16 protein-coding genes are annotated in these 18,501 nt (G+C 30.7%); 6 read left to right on the plus strand and 10 right to left on the minus strand.

All coding sequences use genetic code 11. From position 1 onward, the window contains the following. Positions 1-146: 146 nt before the first annotated feature. Entirely contained in the window at positions 147-1,691 is a 1,545-nt protein-coding gene (locus LRR82_RS08110) for an integrase core domain-containing protein (protein WP_249028930.1), read from the plus strand. Between the two features lie 577 nt (positions 1,692-2,268). Here LRR82_RS08110 and LRR82_RS08115 read toward each other — a convergent pair. The 3 genes from LRR82_RS08115 to LRR82_RS08125 are packed head-to-tail and all read right to left on the minus strand — an operon-like array spanning position 2,269 to position 4,362. Then, complete coding sequence (locus LRR82_RS08115; RefSeq protein WP_249028931.1) at positions 2,269-2,649, minus strand: hypothetical protein; 381 nt, start codon at positions 2,647-2,649, stop codon at positions 2,269-2,271. A gap of 51 nt (positions 2,650-2,700) precedes the next feature. Further along, on the minus strand, positions 2,701-3,426 hold the full coding sequence (gene aroD / locus LRR82_RS08120) for a type I 3-dehydroquinate dehydratase (RefSeq protein WP_249028932.1): 726 nt from the start codon (positions 3,424-3,426) through the stop codon (positions 2,701-2,703). A 9-nt stretch (positions 3,427-3,435) separates the two neighbouring features. Further along, positions 3,436-4,362, minus strand: coding sequence for an AEC family transporter (locus tag LRR82_RS08125; protein WP_249028933.1), 927 nt, complete (start codon positions 4,360-4,362; stop codon positions 3,436-3,438). A 116-nt stretch (positions 4,363-4,478) separates the two neighbouring features. On the opposite strand from LRR82_RS08125, the gene LRR82_RS08130 reads away from it, so the two are divergent. Genes LRR82_RS08130 through LRR82_RS08140 form a run of 3 tightly spaced genes read left to right on the plus strand, consistent with a single transcriptional unit; the run spans position 4,479 to position 7,288 of the window. Continuing rightward, the gene (locus LRR82_RS08130; RefSeq protein ID WP_249028934.1) at positions 4,479-5,495 is read left to right on the plus strand and encodes a Gfo/Idh/MocA family oxidoreductase; all 1,017 of its coding nucleotides are present in this window, start codon (positions 4,479-4,481) and stop codon (positions 5,493-5,495) included. A 29-nt stretch (positions 5,496-5,524) separates the two neighbouring features. Continuing rightward, a complete protein-coding gene (locus LRR82_RS08135) occupies positions 5,525-6,406 on the plus strand; it encodes a histidinol-phosphatase (RefSeq protein ID WP_249028935.1) in 882 nt (293 codons plus the stop codon). Beyond that, complete coding sequence (locus LRR82_RS08140; protein WP_249028936.1) at positions 6,407-7,288, plus strand: histidinol-phosphatase; 882 nt, start codon at positions 6,407-6,409, stop codon at positions 7,286-7,288. Between the two features lie 1,098 nt (positions 7,289-8,386). Here the strand turns inward: LRR82_RS08140 and LRR82_RS08145 are convergent. The 6 genes from LRR82_RS08145 to LRR82_RS08170 form a co-directional block, all read right to left on the minus strand. After that, a complete protein-coding gene (locus LRR82_RS08145; RefSeq protein ID WP_318031853.1) occupies positions 8,387-9,781 on the minus strand; it encodes an IS4 family transposase in 1,395 nt (464 codons plus the stop codon). A 9-nt stretch (positions 9,782-9,790) separates the two neighbouring features. Further along, a complete protein-coding gene (locus LRR82_RS08150) occupies positions 9,791-9,997 on the minus strand; it encodes a 2-C-methyl-D-erythritol 4-phosphate cytidylyltransferase (RefSeq protein ID WP_249028937.1) in 207 nt (68 codons plus the stop codon). Positions 9,998-10,166: 169 nt separating this feature from the next. Then, positions 10,167-12,419, minus strand: a complete 2,253-nt coding sequence (locus tag LRR82_RS08155) for an autotransporter outer membrane beta-barrel domain-containing protein (RefSeq protein ID WP_249028938.1) — start codon at positions 12,417-12,419, stop codon at positions 10,167-10,169. A gap of 91 nt (positions 12,420-12,510) precedes the next feature. After that, on the minus strand, positions 12,511-13,305 hold the full coding sequence (locus LRR82_RS08160; protein ID WP_249028939.1) for an ATP-binding protein: 795 nt from the start codon (positions 13,303-13,305) through the stop codon (positions 12,511-12,513). A 39-nt stretch (positions 13,306-13,344) separates the two neighbouring features. Further along, positions 13,345-13,779 (minus strand): AAA family ATPase, encoded by a 435-nt coding sequence (locus tag LRR82_RS08165; protein ID WP_249028940.1) that lies wholly within the window; start codon positions 13,777-13,779, stop codon positions 13,345-13,347. Positions 13,780-14,913: 1,134 nt separating this feature from the next. After that, positions 14,914-15,399 carry a type II TA system antitoxin MqsA family protein gene (locus tag LRR82_RS08170; protein ID WP_249028941.1) on the minus strand — a complete coding sequence of 162 codons (486 nt, stop codon included), beginning with the start codon at positions 15,397-15,399 and terminating at the stop codon, positions 14,914-14,916. A 77-nt stretch (positions 15,400-15,476) separates the two neighbouring features. Here LRR82_RS08170 and tnpA point away from each other — a divergent pair, with 77 nt between their 5' ends. Then, on the plus strand, positions 15,477-15,875 hold the full coding sequence (gene tnpA / locus LRR82_RS08175; RefSeq protein ID WP_249028942.1) for an IS200/IS605 family transposase: 399 nt from the start codon (positions 15,477-15,479) through the stop codon (positions 15,873-15,875). A gap of 28 nt (positions 15,876-15,903) precedes the next feature. After that, complete coding sequence (locus LRR82_RS08180) at positions 15,904-17,400, plus strand: transposase (RefSeq protein WP_249028943.1); 1,497 nt, start codon at positions 15,904-15,906, stop codon at positions 17,398-17,400. 490 nt (positions 17,401-17,890) lie between these two features. On the opposite strand, the gene LRR82_RS08185 is transcribed toward LRR82_RS08180, so the two are convergent. Next, positions 17,891-18,499 (minus strand): V-type ATP synthase subunit D, encoded by a 609-nt coding sequence (locus LRR82_RS08185; protein ID WP_249028944.1) that lies wholly within the window; start codon positions 18,497-18,499, stop codon positions 17,891-17,893. Between the last annotated feature and the right edge of the window lie 2 nt (positions 18,500-18,501).

Here is an 18,501-nt window from a genome sequence, read left to right on the forward strand (position 1 = left end):
GCATCTACCCTGTTTGTTCTATATAAACAGTAAAAAAAGTCACTGTATACACCTACACTGACTCATCATTTTTATCTTTATACTAAAAATGATGAGATTTCCATGTTATACTTAAGTTGCACCAAAAGCAGAAAGGAAATCTCACCATGGACAGTATAACATCTATTCTAAATAATTTAAATAGCTTTTCTAAATCTAATTTCAAATTCTCTCAATATATTGAATCTTTGCTTCTTCTAAAGCATATTCCTTCATCTTTGAGTGACTTATTAAATACCGATGATTTTATCTATCACTTACAAGAAGCTTCTTCTCATATTCAATGGTTAACTTCTTACTTTGATGATCACATCATCCAATCTTTAAAAAAGGAAGTATCTCGCTTAAAGAAGACAAAAGATACTACGATTCCTTATGCCGACTTCACTATTGATTCACCACCACTATTCCAAAGAGAAATAGTACAACAATTATCCTTTGGAGATATCTTAAAAGAACAAGCTATTACACCTGTAAAAAGAAGAAATCCTGAAGGTTTTACTTTCCAAGGAGTATGTCCTTTTTGTGGTGCTCCTACATCTTATATTTATAACAACAACAAACAAGGACAACTCCTTTGTAAGTGTTGTAAGAATACTTTTTCTACCAAGGTTAGTTTGCCTGAACAAACAGGTATTTACTGTCCTCATTGTAAATGTAAATTAGATAAGCAACATGATCGAAACAATTATATTGTTTATTGTTGTGTTAATAGAAAGTGTTCTTACTATTTAAACAATAATGAACTTCACTCCAAGGGAATGGGTGAACACCTTAAGACATCTTCTGGTGAATATCGTTACCGTTATCACTATCGTGAATTTAAGTTCAATCTAGAAAACTTAAAACAAACAGTAAAAACGATAGATGCTCCTGTTGATTTATCCCGTATACACTATGATTCTAATGTTTTAGGGCTTGTTTTAACGTATCATGTAAACTTTGGTCTTTCTTCTAGAAAGACTGCTCTTATCTTTAAACAAGTACATGGTATTTCAATATCTCATCAAACTATCATGAACTATGCAACAAGTGTGTCCGCAATTATCAAACCTATGGTTGATAAGTATCCTTATCAACTAGGATCTATTCTTTCTGGTGATGAAACCTACATTAAGGTACGTGGTAAAAACCACTATGTTTTCTTTTGGTCTGATCCTATAAAGAAAATCATTACTTCAAATACTATTTATCCTGTTCGTGATACGAAGTGTGCTTGTCAATCTATCTATGACTGTCTAGCTCATTACAAGGAAATACCAAAAGATTTATTACTTATTGCAGATGGAAATCCCATCTACAATGCAGCACAGTTATTCTTTGGAATTCATGGTATCTCTTTTGATTTACAACAAGTCATTGGTGTAAAAAACAAAGATGAAACTTCTAAGAAATATCGTCCTTATAAACAGATAGAAGAACGCTTAAATAGAACCTATAAACAAAACTATCATGGTACCAATGGTTATGATAAATTAGAATGTGCTAATTCATACATGACACTCTTTGTAGCCTTTCATAACTTTTTACGTCCACATTCTTCTCTTGGATATAAAACACCTGTACAAGATGATTTATTTCAAGATGCAAAGCTTATGCAAGATAAGTGGATAAAGCTCATCGAGTTAAGTACACAATATCATCAAGCATAGTTAGAACTACTTCATCAAAAAACGATACCCTCATTGCGCCCTTTTCAGGGCTTTTTTCATCACTAAACCAAGTTGACTATTTTGAAAAATCATAAATTTAACACTCTTTGCATGATTCTCCATCATTCAAAGAAAAATGATTCATTAAACTCAACTCTATATAGTGTTTTTCATAGATTCTTTACACTACCATATGAATTTTATTTGTTTGTATGTGAATTTAGAATAAATACAAAAATTCCTACTAATTTAATTGGTTATACCAACCAATTTGTTGAAATTATGCTTTTTTGTACATATTAAAAACAACTATAATACAATCCTTCAACTTTATACCATTTCATTTCCTACTTACCAAGTAGGAAATAGTGTTGATTATTTGCGGATATATTATATCTAGGTAATTATACCACGTTGTTTAAAGCAATACCAAGTCTTTTCTTGTCTAAACCATACCTTTTCAAACATATTTTTTTAGCTTTCATGCCACATTTCGGATATACCTAAATATTAGCGCTTATTCCGTTTTTACAAACATATAAATCACACTTTGTCACATAAAAAAAACAATCCTTGATTAAGATTGTTTTAATAATATTTCTAATGTTCCATTGTAATATTGTAATGATTTTATAAAATGATTAGGAATTAATAATTGTTCTTCTTTTATTATAAAATAATTATTTTGATACTCTTTTAATAGAGTTAATAGATCAAACTGCAAAAAACCATACTTCACTATTCCTTTTGGTTTTATTATAATGTATTGATTATTAATTTGAATATCACTTATTACATTCATTGTAGTATGCGTATTTTTATACAACAGTTGAACATATAGTTTCATCGAATCTCCTATAATGAAGTTTACATTTTCTAAATGTATATCTTCATTATAAAAATATCTTTGATAAACTTCATAAAATATAGTTACTATTTCTTTATCATTAATTATCATTAAAAACCTCCCAATTGCATTATATGCAATTGTAATAAAAAAAGACAAATCTTAGTTTGTCTTCATTGCTTGATGGATTATTTCTAATGCTTTATTAACATTGTCTATGTTGATTTGTCCTGGTGCAGAAGACTCTTCATGCATTGCAAATGTTAGGTAGTTTTCTGTGAATTCTCCAACCAATCTACTGATTGCACCTATTGGACCCATTGACATCGAAATAATTGGTTTCTTGTATTGTTTTGCACTCAAGGTAGCTTGCATTAAATAAAGAACATCTTCTTTATTTAATGGCATAAAAGCTACCTTTACAATATTTGCTTTTGTTGTTGCCATATCTTTTAATAAAGTTTCTATTTCTAGTAAGGGTGGTGTTGATTTGAAATTATGATTTGATAAAATAACTTGCTTGTTATTTGATTGAATGATATCAATTAGATCATCCCGTATACCACAATTAAATTCAACATCAACATAAGTAATAGATGGATGTTTACTGATGACAGCTATCATTTCTTTTAAATAAGTATCTTCTAGTAAGATATTTCCACCTTCTATTTTAGATCGATAAGTAAATAGAATTTCTTTATGATTTATAGAATCAATCGTATCTAATAAATCTTGCATCTTTTTTAAATCATCTATATCTTCATAATAATCAATACGTATTTCAATAATTTGAAAATCCAATACTTGTAATTCTTTGATATCATGAACTAACTTAGTACTAGTAGTAGCTACTACTGGTACACATATGTTTGGTTTTCTCCCTTTCATATTTACCTCCTATAATAGATAAAAATAAACTAATAATGGTATTGTAATTACGGATACTAATGTAGTTAGAAATACTGATTTAGAAGCAGTATCTACATCTCCATCATATTCAATAGAAAATAAGACTGCTGAATTAGCAATAGGCATTGCTAGTATGATAAAACTAATTCCTAATATATAAGTATCTTTTACAAAATAAGATAATAATGGAAAAGCAACTACTGGTAATAAAATTTGTTTAATAAAGGTATAAGGATAAATAATAAAATCACTGAAGATTTCTTTTACTGGTATGGTTGCTAGTGTAGAACCTATTAGTAACATTGCAATGGGAGTAGTAATACTTCCAATTAAGGCAACTGTATCTCCAATAACACTAGGTACAGATATTCTTGTTAAATAAAAGAAAAACGCTAATAAAGATGCTATTACACCAGGACTTAAGAGACTTTTTAATTCAATTCTAGTATGTCTTTTTGTTCCATAATTCATCATCAATACACCTACTGAATAAATCATTAAATTAAATCCCATATTAATAATAGCTGCATAAAAAATAGCTTCACTTCCAAAAATAGACTCTATTACTGGAAAACCCATAAACCCTACATTAGAAAAAACAGTCATAAACATATATAATCCTTGTTTTTCTTTTGGTATTCTTAGTAACTTTACTAAAAAGAAACTAAAAATAGGTAATAATGTATACATCGCTATTGTTATCAATAACATTACTACTACTTCATTCATTGGTGCATAGTCACTACTTGTAATAACTGAACTAAGTATTAAACAAGGTGTTGTTACACTTAGTAATAAGGTAGATAACTTCTTATTTAAGAGTGTATCAAAGATGTCTAGTTTATTTAATATATATCCTACACCAATCACTAAAAACAATTGAACCATTTGATTAATAATAACTCCTATATCCATATAAAACCTCACTTTATTTACTTTTAATACTATACCACAAATAGAACAAAATATGAAAATATTTCTACTCATTTGATAATTGTGGTATAGTATTAAAAAAGGGAGGTAGTAACATTATGATGACAATAGGTTTTATTGGTAATGGGAAGAGTACTAATAGATATCATTTACCTTTTATTGTAGGTAGAGATTCCATTCATATTAAAAGTATTTATCAAAGAGATTTAACAAAGAGAGATTGGAATAGAATAGAAGGAGTTCATTATACTGATAACATTGATGAGTTATTAAATGATGATGAAATACAAGTATTAGTAATCAGTACTTCTAGTCAAACACATTATGAGTATACTAAATTAGCGTTAGAACATGGTAAAAATGTTTTATGTGAAAAGCCATTTGTAGAAACATATAAAGAAGCAAAGGAATTATTTGATCTTGCTGATGAAAAAGGATTACATTTACAAACATATCAAAATAGAAGATATGATTCTGATTATTTAACTGTTCAAAAGGTATTAGAAAGTGGTAAATTAGGAGATGTTTTTGAAGTAGAAATGAATTATGATTATTTTAGACCTGAAGTATCGAAAGGTATTCATGAATATAAAAGATTTGATAATTTTATTTATGCTCATGGTAGTCATACAGTAGATCAAGCTATTGCTTTATTTGGTCAACCTGAACAAGTAGTTAGTGATATGAAACAAGTCTTAGGTCCTAATCGTTATGGAGATTATTTTGATTTAGATTTTATCTATGAATCTTTTAAAGTTTCTATTCGTTCTAGTTATTTTAGAATAAAAGGGCGTCCTAGTTTTGTGGTTTATGGTACAAATGGTATGTTTGTAAAACAAACAATTGATCGCCAAGAAGAACATTTAAAATTATTTTATATGCCTGGTAGTCCTGATTTTGGTAAAGATACATTAAGTCATTATGGTGTTCTTACTTATGTTGATGAATGTGGTGAAATAAAAGAAGAAACTGTTACAACATGTAGTAGTGATTATGGCCGAACATATGATGATTTATATGAAGTTATCATTAATAAAAAAGAACCAACAATTACTAAAGAACAGATACTAGCACAAATCAAAATACTTGAAAATGCTGCTAGCAAATGTCAATAATAGTTGTATTTCCTAGGAAATAGTAATATATGAAAGAAAATTATCATACTCACACATTCCGCTGTGGCCATGCCACAGGGAGTGAAGAAGAAATGATTCTAGGTGCTATGGAAGGTGGTTTTACAACCTTAGGAATGTCTTGCCATATACCATTACCTAACTTCCGTAAGCATTTATTAAGAGGGGTACCTTATCTATCATCCTTTGATAATGCCAAAACATTATTCCGTTGGTTTTGTTTCAATGGATTAGGTACAAGAATGCCTTATCCCTCAAAAAAAGAACATTTATCAATTATCAAAGAACTAAAAGAAAAATATAAAGATCAAATTACTATCTATCAAGGTTTTGAAGCAGAATACTTTGAAGAATATTTGGATTATTATCAAAGTTTATTAGATAATCAAGAAGTTGATTATCTAATATTAGGAAATCATTTTCATAAAATTTGTTGTGATGCTTGTTACAATGGTTTTGCTTTAGATAAAGAAGGAATTGAAAACTATGGAAAAGATGCTTGTCTCGCAATGGAGACTGGTCTTTATAGTTATTTTTGTCATCCTGATTTATTTATGGCAGAAACAGTAGAATTCGATGAAACATGTGTTCAAATCACAAGAGATATTTGTACATGTGCTATTAAGAACAATATTCCATTAGAAATAAATGAAGGCGGCTTTAGAAGAGGTATTAAAAAGATCGGAAATCAAACACGTCTTCCTTATCCTCATGATGAGTTTTGGAAGATTGTTGGAGAAATGGGGGCTCCTGTTGTTTTAGGTTTAGACAGTCATAACCCTAATGAATTTTCAAAAAAAGAAGTAGCTGATTTAGAAAACTATGCTAAAAAGATGAACTTAACTGTCATCCCTTCTTTTGAGTTTAAAAAAGGAAAGAAGAAGGATTGTTAAATGAAGAAAAATTATCACACTCATACCTATCGTTGTGGTCATGCTAGTGGTAGTGAAGAAGACATGGTAGTACAAGCAATTGCATCCGGTTTAGATACGATTGGTATTAGTTGCCATTCTCCACTACCTTATTTTAGACTCTTTATGATTCGCTCATTTGGATATGTTCGTTCTATCTTTGCTGCAAAATTCTTAACAAAATGGATTGTAGCAGATGGATTTGGTAGTCGTTTACCTTATCGTACCAAAAATGAACATCTTCAAATTATAAAAGAATTAAAAGAAAAATATAAAGATCAAATGACTATATATGCTGGTTTTGAAGCAGAATGGTTTGTTCAATATGCTAATTACTTTCAATCTTTATTAGATAACAAAGAAGTAGATTATTTAATATTAGGTCTTCATTATGATCGTTACAACTGCATGGATCGCTATTACTTACGTATTAGTGATGACGCTAGTTTGGTCCGTTATGGACAAAATGCATGTTATGCCATGGATACAGGATTATTTAGTTATTTCTGTCATCCTGATTTATTTATGTCAACAAAAGCAGAGTTCAATGAAACATGTCAAAAAATCACAAGAGACATTTGTCACAGTGCTTTAAAAAACAATGTCCCTCTAGAAGTGAATGCTGGTGGTTTCCGCCGTGGTTTAAAACAAATTGGAGATCATGAACGTTATCCATACCCTCATGATGAATTTTGGAAGATTGTAAGTGAACTAGAAGTACCTGTTGTTTTAGGCTTAGATGCTCATGCACCAGAACAATTATGCAAAGAAGAATATGATCAATTAGAAGCTTATGCTAAAAGATTAAATCTAAAAGTTATTGATACTTTTGAATTTAAAAAGGGCACTACGAAAAGTGTGTAACAACCGTTACACACTTCTTTATTATAATAAAGGATAAATTCATTTTGGTTACAATAAGACATTATCATAAGTTAATCAGTAATAGATATTTTGAAACTAATTTTATTGACTCTTCGCCAAAAAATGGGTATACTATTTACGAGGTAAGTAGATATGCCAAAGAAAAAAGAGATCCGCAAGATCTCTTTTTCCGTTCTTTCGAACTAATCGTTGGAGTTAAGTAGATATTAGGCGTTAGTTATCTTTTTAAGATAACCGCAATCAATACAAGAACTACAATAAGTAGTTCCATAATCAATCCTCCTAATTCAAACTCGACCTCCAACAAAATACATCTTTAGTCATACTATTTTCCTCCATCGACTGATAATATTATAACATATTCTCCTAATTAAAATAATCTTTTCAATGATAATTCTGTAACTATATTTGAATGTGCTCAAGCTAGTATTTATTCATTTGATATATCCTGATTTATAACTACTTCTGCATGATTTATCGCATATTTCATAACATCCCATAAAGACGGTATCATTTGACATATATGTGAAAATCTTGGAGTTCTCCCTTAGAAGCTTATGCCAAAAGATTGAATCTAAAAGTTATTGATACTTTTGAATTTAAAAAAGGCACTACGAAAAGTGTGTAACAACCGTTACACACTTCTCTATTATAATAAAGGATAAATTCATTTTGGTTACAATAAGACATTATCATATTTGGAAGACAGAATAGATATTTTGAAACTAATTTTATTGACTCTTCGTCAAAAATGGGTATACTATTTACGAGGTAAGTAGATATGCCAAAGAAAAAGAGATCTTCGGGGATCTCTTTTTCCGTTCTTTCGAACTAATCGTTGGAGTTAAGTAGATATTAGGCGTTAGTTATCTTTTTAAGATAACCGCAATCAATACAAGAACTACAATAAGTAGTTCCAATGGAGTCAACTTAAGGTAATACCTTAGTTGGCTCTTTTTTGATTTTACTCAATTATTTTCACTATGACTCCCCTAACTAAAAAAAGCGCATAATCCCCCTTATGAAATCTCGCTATTTTTTCAAATATTCTTATGTTATAATAATTTTAGTTCTTAACTACGGTTTTATCGTTTGATGATAACCATTCTTAGCTAATAGCTTAGGATGATTTCTTCCATCAAGCGTAAACCTGTATTTGATGGCACCGACTATAATTCGGCCCCATCTTTGATTGTGTCTATCAGGGCGGGTAGGCACTTTTATTTTGTCCACTATTATTAAGATATTCTCCACTAGTTCTATTATCTTCTTCCTTCGCTGCTTGTACATGTTAAACACTAGTTGGTTGGATCGTACTAGAATAATTAATTGTGTAATATTAATGGCATACTGTTTCTCATTCTTTTGAAGTAGTACATTATTTATATGTTTACGGGTTACACCAACAATATTAAAGAATAATATTTTTCCATAGATACAACATTTTGTTATATTCGATTTACAACTAATTGACCTTTCCCATTCCATTGTTGACTTTAATGTTTTATAACTCACTTCAACATCCCATCGTTTTGTATATAAATCAATAATTCCTTGAGTACTGAACGTCTCTTCGCTTAAATTGGTAAAGAATAATAGTTCCTTTTCTATATCTTCTCCTTTTTTATTTTGATACACATATTTTGATTTTACTACACGGATTTTCATTATGGGATTTTCTTCTCTTAATTGTATAGCTTCTGAAGAGTAACGAAATCTTTTCACCCATTTTTTATCTACATTTACATGAATCCACTCATCATCACCGGTCATAGCAGCTACTTCTTTTTTATAAAAGTATGATTTCCCTCGAATGCAGTAGTTATACTCAAAGGATTCTAACGTAGAAATGATTTCTACCGATCCATAGTACCTGTCCGCTAAGTAAATGACTTTATTATTGTTTAGGATATTTTTAGTATGATATAAATGTCGAAAGCTTAAAGGAGTTTCAGAACATTTTGCTTGTTCCATAGAAAAATCCAGGAACAAACCATTGGTAACATCATATAGTCCAGCAGATTTAGAAACGACAGTTTTAACGTCATATATTGTTTGTACCGTTCTAGACTGGGAGAAATTAAATTCATTGATATTATGTAAACTATAAGGAATTTGTATTGTAGTCCCATCTTCAGCTAAAAGAATAAAACCTTTATGTTTTTTTACTAATGAACTTTGATAGAACAACTTCGCAAATTCCTTCATCAAATAATGAAATACATTCGGGTTTAGTTTATTTGCCGCTTGATATAAAGCTTGCTTACTAACACGATCCATCTTATTGTTCATTAATGCATAGAAGTTAGTGAGCTCTGTATTTGTATTGGCAGAGCATCTTGATAAAAAGTAGTAGATAAGTTTTGAATGCGTTAAATTACGGTTTCTCGTAAAGTCCGTTGCATTTGTTCTGGAAAGCTCTCTTACAGTGGAAGACTGAATAATCTTATCGAAGTTTAAAAAAGTTTTGATAACTCTTTCTTAACTACGCGATTCTTCATCATAAACTAAACGTGGTTTCTTTTTTGCGAAAGCAGCCTTTAAGTAAGGAACACTTTCACCATCAACTAGCCCAAAGTTGATAATAACACGATGTTTAGGAGTATCACCATCACGATATGATTCTACTAAAGCACAATAATACTTAGATGTATCTCCTTTATTATTTTTTACAGCCCTTAAAAACATAAAATCACCTCTTTCTTAACTACATTATAACATAAAATATATATATTATAAATATAAACTATAATATTCCTTAACTACAAGATGAATTTTATCGCAAAAAAGAGCCAACTAAGTTATTACCTTAAGTTGGCTCCATTGGTGTGTAACGAAAGTTACGCACTTTTTCATTTTATAATACTTTCTTTTTCTTACTTACTAAAAAACCAAGCATAGAGGATGTCAACAAGATCATTAAGAACTGAACACCATTTACGTCTCCTGTTGACACTTCAGGTAATTCTGTATCTTGTCCCACTATGTCACTTATACTATCATCTGCAGTAATACAATTTAACGTATATTCAGAAAAACAATCAGTAGTGAATGTAATAGTTGTAGGATCATTATCCTCATCTTCTAATAAAGTTATTACGCCATTATGATTTCGTAATATAAAGAAGGTTGCATCCATACTTTGATACTCCTCCGGAATACTGATAGTGATAGTTATAGGAGTTGTCAAACTTGTTACTTCACTCACATCATCTCCAAATGTTCTGATCACTGAAATTTCCATGATCATTGTTTGCCTTGCAATTAAACCTTGACTATTTAATGTACTATTATAATTAGAAAGATACCCATCAAATAGAGCCTGTATTTCAGCTGATACGGCATCGGAATCAGTAATATCTACCTGTACAGAAACCTTCATTTCCAAATTCTTTGAAACATCAGAGTCCGTAAATAGTTCATTAAGTAATTGTTCTTTCGTTTCATCATCTACTGAAATATCCACACTACCTGTTGTAGTCATTTCCTGTTCCACTTTCTCTTCTATAACAAAGGTACATGCATCACTAGTAGCAGACAAGTAATTGTCTGTTGATTCTATTACCGCCTTAACATAGTAAGTTCCACCTTCTGCAGAAGTGATGTCTTCTACCTCTATTAAACAATCTTCATCTCTATAGTAAATATAAGAAACATCAGTTCCATCACTCGTAGTTTTGTAAGATGGTTCATTCACAGTTGCACCAAACACCCAACCCTCTATTGTAACTTCAATGCTTGGAAGCTCTTTTAATGAATCAAGATAAACAGTACGTTTTTCCTCGTATTCATATTCCTCCAAGCCTACTCCGTCTGTTTTACTACTTGTGTCAAAGTTATTATTAATTTTGTAATAACAATCCTCAATTTTAATATCCGGATTGGATTCTGTAGCATTACCAACTATGCCTCCCAGTGAAGATACTCCTACAACATCCCCTTCACTGAAACAATCAGACAACGTAACTACTCCATTTGCAATACTCCCAGCAATTCCACCAACTTCAGCACCATTTCCTGTGATATCTCCAGTGTTAAAGCATCCTGAAATTTCTAATGTTGTAGAGCTACTGTTAGTATATATCCTTCCAATAATTCCTCCAACATATGAATTTCCTGTAGAAGTCGCAATTACACTAGCTGTATTGGTACAGTCAATTACACAACTTTCTGTATTTGTTGTTCCGTTCAATTCCCCTATAACACCACCAACGTGTTGAGACCCCTTAACCGTAGCATTATTACTACAATTTTTCACTGTACAATTGTTGTAGATCATTCCTATCACACCTCCAACATATGCTGAAGTACTTGATACATCTCCATAATTACTGCAGCTTTCTACAACACTAGTGCTACAGTTTCCAACCATACCAACTATGCCTCCAACTCGAGCAGAAGTTCCTGCCACAGTTCCATAGTTAGTACAATTAGTAATTACAATATTATATGCATAACTACTATCCTCGTTCATGCCACCAAAATCATCATCACTTAAATTCGTTTCTATCGCATATCCAACAATTCCACCAACCATTTCACTACCACTTACACTCCCTATAAAAGTACAGTTGTCGACAGTAACATCTGCTTCGCTTGCAACTAGATAAGCGACAATTCCGGCTGTACATACACTTCCGTAAATTTCTCCTGTAACATTCACGTTTTTAATGGTACCATCTGCTATACAACCAAATAAACCTTGACCCCAAGAGCTACTATTTTTAATATAAAGGTTACTTATGTTGTAATTACCTCCGTCAAAAGTCCCTTCAAATGTTTTTACATTATACCAATTACTAAGTGTTCCTATCGGAGTCCATTCAATATTATCTAAATCAATGTCATTTGTCAGAACAACCGTCTTCCCACTAAATGTTGTTCCTTCATTTACTAATTTAGCCAAGCCAGCAAGTTCTTCGGCAGTATCAATTTCAAAAGTAGTACTTCCTGAATTACCATCATACCAGGTAGTATCTATATCACCTTCCCACTTTACTGTTGTTACTGCATTACTTTTAATCACTGTTCCAGAAATCACACCAAACAATAAAGCAACTACTAAAAAGATTACCGTAATGTTTTCCATGTTTTTAATTTTCATACGCATTATAATACCTCCCTCAAAATAATGTCTAATACATTATAACATAATATTATAATGATAAACACGAACATTATTGAATATTGTTGTATAAAAACTAATTTTTCAAACACCCTAAGGGAACCACAAAAACTCCGTCTTTTCTTTGATACGCTAAATTTCCACCTGTTAAAATCATCATAAAAGATGGTTCTTTCATTTTATCAGTATTTATTTTATCTCGTATTTTAAGCAAGTGTTCTGCTGCTTCATCTAGCTTTGAACCAAGTTTCACTTCCACAGCAGCCCATCTTCCATCATTTAGAGCAATAATTGCATCACATTCAAGTCCACTCGAATCCCTAAAATGGAAAATTTGTCCATCAATAGAATCAGCATACACTTTTAAATCCCTTGAACATAATGCTTCAAATAAAAAACCAAAATAATTAAAATCTTCCAGTAGTCGTTCTGGTGTCATTGCCATAATTGCAGTAGCAATAGAAGGATCCACAAACTGTCTTTTAGGAGAAGTACGTATCGCTGATTTTGAACGTAACGAAGGATTCCAAGCTGGTATATTATCTATTACAAATATTCGTTCTAGTGCCAACAAGTATTGGCTAATACTTTTTTCTGACAAACTATCACCAATGTCACCATCGGCTATATCATCATGCAATATCTTAATTGTTGCAAGTGTTGAAATATTTCTTGATAAAGAACGCATAAGAGCTCTAACCCTTGCAGGATTTTTTTGTATATCGTCAACTTCCGATACATCTTGATTTATAACAGCTTCAACATAATCAATAGCGTTCCTTAAAGCAACTTTCTCTGGTTGACCTACAGATGCAGGCCATCCTCCTCTAACAATTGCTAAAGCAATCTGCTCAATAGTTAATTCACTCATCGAATCAATATTTGTTTTCCCATTAAATAAATCAACAAGCTAAACTGTACCATTTGATTCCTTCGATTCAAAAAGACTCATTGTTCTCATTGTCATACGAGAAATTCTTCCCGTTCCAGTGTGCTCCACCACATTATCACGTGGTACTGCTGAACCTGTTAAAATGAACTGTCCTAATTCTCCACGCATATCAACTGCATATCTTACGGCATCCCATAAAACCGGTGCCATCTGCCACTCAGCCAAAAGTCTAGGAGTTTCTCCCTTTAATAACAATGACGGTTTCACATCAGCCACTTGTTGATAAGATGTTCTATTATCCAGATTTTGCATAAATAATTGACTATTAGAGTTTTCCATTGCTGTTCTTGTTTTTCCACACCATTTGGCACCCTCAATTAAAACAGCACCAGTGGCTTCAAGACGTTCTTTTAATATTTTATCTGCTATTCGTGGTATATAATCTCTTGTCATCTATATCACCCGCCTTTGTTAAAAACAACTATACACCAACTTTTGAAATTATCAATGTTTTACTCCCGAAATTATTATTACTTTAAAAAATAAAAAATCAATCACAAAATACTACTTTGATACTCATTTTATTGACGCTTCGTAAAAAACGAGTATACTATTTACGAGGTAAGCAGATATGGCAAAGAAAAAGAGATCTTGGGGATCTCTTTTTTCGTTCTTTCGAACTAATCGTTGGAGTTAAGTAGATATTAGGCGTTAGTTATCTTTTTAAGATAACCGCAATCAATACAAGAACTACACTAAGTAGTTTCTCTCTAATTCAAAATTGGTCTCTAGTATTATGGCTTATCCACCTGATTAAATGAGTATTTTCAATGATGTTTTTTTAATTCCAACCAAAAATATCCCCTTTATACGTAAGATATCTTTTTCATACAATTACTATTATTTTTACCATTATCAAGAAGTATATCTACTATAAATGCTAACATAAAGATAACCTCTCTTTTTCCTTAACAGCGTACATGTTAAAGCGTTGTTAACCCCTTAACCCAAAAGGCTTGTCCAATACAATTGGATCATACCTTTTTAAATATAGAGGACAATATTATGAAATCATCTATTTCATAATATCATACTTTTTCAAATCGTGCCAACCTCAGTTTTGATTCCTGCAAAGAGCGAGTTTCGCTCCGAAGTTGTTCGAGTTTTGTCTATTTTTGTAGTATAATAGATATGTTATTGAATACGGAGGACATGTTTATGAATAAATTAAATTTGTCTCAATTAGGAGGTAATCTTTAGGGGAGGAAAGAAAAGTGAACGATGTAATTATCGTACTTATTCTAATAGTGTATATCCTAAAACACTGTTAGGTTTCCTAATCTAACTTTTTGTCCTCCATTTGAGATAACAACGAAAAAAAGAGAGATGCTAGTCTCTCTTTTTTCATCTAACTTTTTGTCCAAAATCATTATATCATACTTTCTCAAATCGTACTAGGTTATTTTTGACAGGCTAATAGCATCAAATCTTCTAGCGATATAATCTTTAATTCCATTATATTCATTATAACAAAAGGCACCCAGCTTTAAGTAACAAAAGTGAGAACACTTTTATTAGAAAAACTGGTTACTTTATGTTAGCATTTATATCTACCGCTTTTTTGCTTTTCATATAAGATGCATCCGTTTTAAGATTTTTCCTATTCTCTACCAGCAGTTCTTCATAATATTTAGGGTCATCATATATTTTTTGAAGTATTTTTGAATACTGTTTCGTTGGAACATCACCATCACAGTATCTAGAGAATGTTTGCTCAGCCCAACCCAACAATAATGACAAAGATCGTTTCCCTATCGCATATTTTTTAGGTATTTTTGAAATTGTTTCTAAAGAAACAATACCATGTTTTTCTCTGTACTCATCATATAACATCTTCAAATTATGATCCATTATTTCTTTAACATAAATTTCAGTATTGCAATCAATACAACGTGCCACTTTACCCAAATAACTAAATTTTTCACCTTTTAAAGTTCCTTCTATTTGAGCATTAACAATAGTGAATTCTACATCATCTCTACATTCTTCACAATAACCTAGCAGGAAGCCCACTACTTTAGGGGTGGGAGGAATGCGTAAGATGTGTATAAAAAGTACAAATCATACATAATTTATGTTATAATAAGTATATGAAAGAATATAGAAAAACAAAAACAACAACCTCGTTAATTAATTATCATTTTATCTTTTGTCCAAGGTATCGTAGAAAAATATTTTTAATTCCAAATGTAGAAGAAAGGCTTAAAATCATAGTGGAAGAAACTTGCAAGGAATTAGAAATTGAAATTATTGCTATGGAATGTGATAAGGATCATATTCATTTGTTTATAAACGCATTACCAAAATATAGCCCTAGCGAAATTATGCAAAAAATAAAAAGGAAAAGTGGGTTGATATTAAGAAGTGAATTTTCAGAGTTGAATCAGATGAAAAGTTTGTGGACAAGAAGCTATTTTGTTTCAACTGCCGGTGTTGTTAGTAGCGAAACAATAAAGAGATATGTAGAAAGCCAGAGAAAAAGATATTAAATATCGAAATCAAGAAGGGAGAAACTTCATGAGTAATTTTTGTATAACAATTCCATTAAAAACAGAAACCTATCAAGAACATATATTAGAAAAACGTTTTGAAATTGGTAGAAAAATATATAATTCTTTAATTGTTATCACTCAAAAACGATATAGAGAAATGACAAAAACAAAAGAATATAAATACATTATGAAACAATATAAGCGAATTCATGAAGGACATCCTAAAGCTGGTGTAACAAAGAAAGACCTAGCTAACCGATTAAAAGAAATGCAAAGAGAATATCGTTTATCCGAATATGATTTTCATAAAGATGTAAAAGAATTACAACATTGTTTTCGTGAAAATATTGATTCAAACACGTCTCAAAAGATTGCTACGAATTTATGGAAAGCTTATAGCAAAGTAATGTTTAGTGATGGAAAAGAAATTCATTTTAAAAAGTATGGAGAATTCACTTCGTTAGAAGGAAAATCAAATACAAGTGGAATTCGTCTCGTAAATGAAACACTTATTTGGAATGGTCTTATTATTCCTGTTATCATTAATCATTCTAATAGTTATGAAAATGAATGTTTTCAAAACCCTCATTATAAAATCTGTTATAATCGAACACTTCAAAAAGAAATTAGAGGAAAGTATAAATACTATCTACAAGTAGTTTTTAAAGGAACTCCTCCTGTAAAATACAATCCAACGACTGGTGAAGTAAAGAATCCTAAAAGAGATGGTGTTGTAGGTATTGACTTAGGTACGCAAACGATTGCCTATTGCTCTAACAAAGAAGTAGGATTGATTGAGTTAGCTGATAAAGTACCAAATCTAGAAAAGAAAAAGCGAATCATTTCTAGAAAAATGGATCGTAGTAGACGAGCTATGAATCCTAATAACTATAACGAAGATGGAACTACTAAAACAGGGGCTAGAAAATGGAAGAACTCCAATCGCTATCTTCGATTAAGAAGCGAACTAAGAGAGCTTAGTAGAAAACAAGCAGCTATTCGAAAGTTACAACATGAGACCTTAGCAAATCATCTTTTAACATTAGGAACGACCATTTATGTAGAAACAATGCATTATAAAGGATTGCAAAAACGAGCAAAGAAAACAACGGTTAATGAAAAGACAGGTAAGTTCAATCGTAAAAAACGTTTCGGCAAGTCTTTAGGAGAAAAAGCTCCTGCTATGTTTGTAGAAATTTTGAATAGAAAGCTAAACTACATAGATAAAGAAGTTTTAAAAGTAAACAACTATACAACCAAAGCAAGTCAATACAACCATGTTAATCAAACATACAAGAAGAAAAAACTATCTCAAAGATGGAATAAAATAGAACACAACAACGAAGTGATAATAGTACAAAGAGATTTATATAGTTCTTATTTATTAATGAATATGAACGAAGATTTAAAAACAATGAATCAAGAAAAATGTGAAATGAATTTTGAAAGATTTTTAATCAAACATAACCAAGAAGTAGAAAGATTAAAAGGAAAGAAAAACCTTTCTAGTATTGGCATTTAAAAAGCATTAAAAAATATTAAAACAAACGTCTTGAAACGGGCGTTATACTATCGTTAATTTGTTCAATAGAACGAATGGATAGTGAAATTCTTAATGAAAATAATTAGGATTCTCTACATTGTAAACAATAATTATTGTTTTATTTTTGTAGTCAAAGAAGGTTATTTAGTAGTTAAGAACCCCACTACTTCAGTGGTGGGAGTTTCAGAAAATACTTTCCTCTCACTCATAACTATATCTCCGTCCATTTATATTATTTAAATTAATAATCTATATTCCTTATCTACTTTTATCCAAAATTATTATGTAATTTTGTTTTTAATATAGGTTTATTGAATCATCCCTATTTGATAATATAATACTCTCTCCTATTTTGTTTGTAAATAATTAATGCATCTGTTTTATGTTAACAAAAAAGAATATCTCTTATTTTACTAAGCAATAACATAAAAACGACTTTGGTTAAACCAAAATCGTTTTTATATTATTGTTAGGCACTTCTTTGTTTTATTACTTTTTGACGTGTAAATTCTTCACGTTCTTTTTCTTCTAAAGATTCCGTAATTAGTTTTACTGTTTCTTCGAATTCTGGTATAGAAACATTTTGAAGAGCATTTGCTCTTTTTTGCGTTTTACGAATAGCGTTAGCTAATCGAAAAACACTATTTTCAATTTGTGCTAATAGAACCGTTAACTCTTTTACTTTTGCAAAGCATTCAAAAGCATAATCTACTTTAGAATTTGTTCTTTCTAAATCATAGAAAGGAACTGCATTTTTAGATTGATACGTAATCTTTGGTATTTCTACCCCCATTACACTACGATATGCAATAGATATGCCTGTATCAACTGGTGTTGCTTTAGCAAGATTTGTAATAATTCCTAAAGAAATATTTGCTTCCTCTAGTGCACGATAAGCTTCTTGATAAGCATCTGTGATTTGATCACGTAATACTTTAACATCTTCTACTAGTTCCATCATTTCTTTGGTTAATACATTTCTTTTTTTATCTAACAGATCATATCCTAGTTTAGCAAGTGATAATGATTTTTTTATTGCAATGAGATTTCCTTTGGTTGGAACTACTTTAATTGCCATAA

The sequence above is a fragment of the Tannockella kyphosi genome (assembly GCF_021054785.1).
GTDB lineage: Bacteria > Bacillota_I > Bacilli_A > Erysipelotrichales > Coprobacillaceae > Tannockella > Tannockella kyphosi.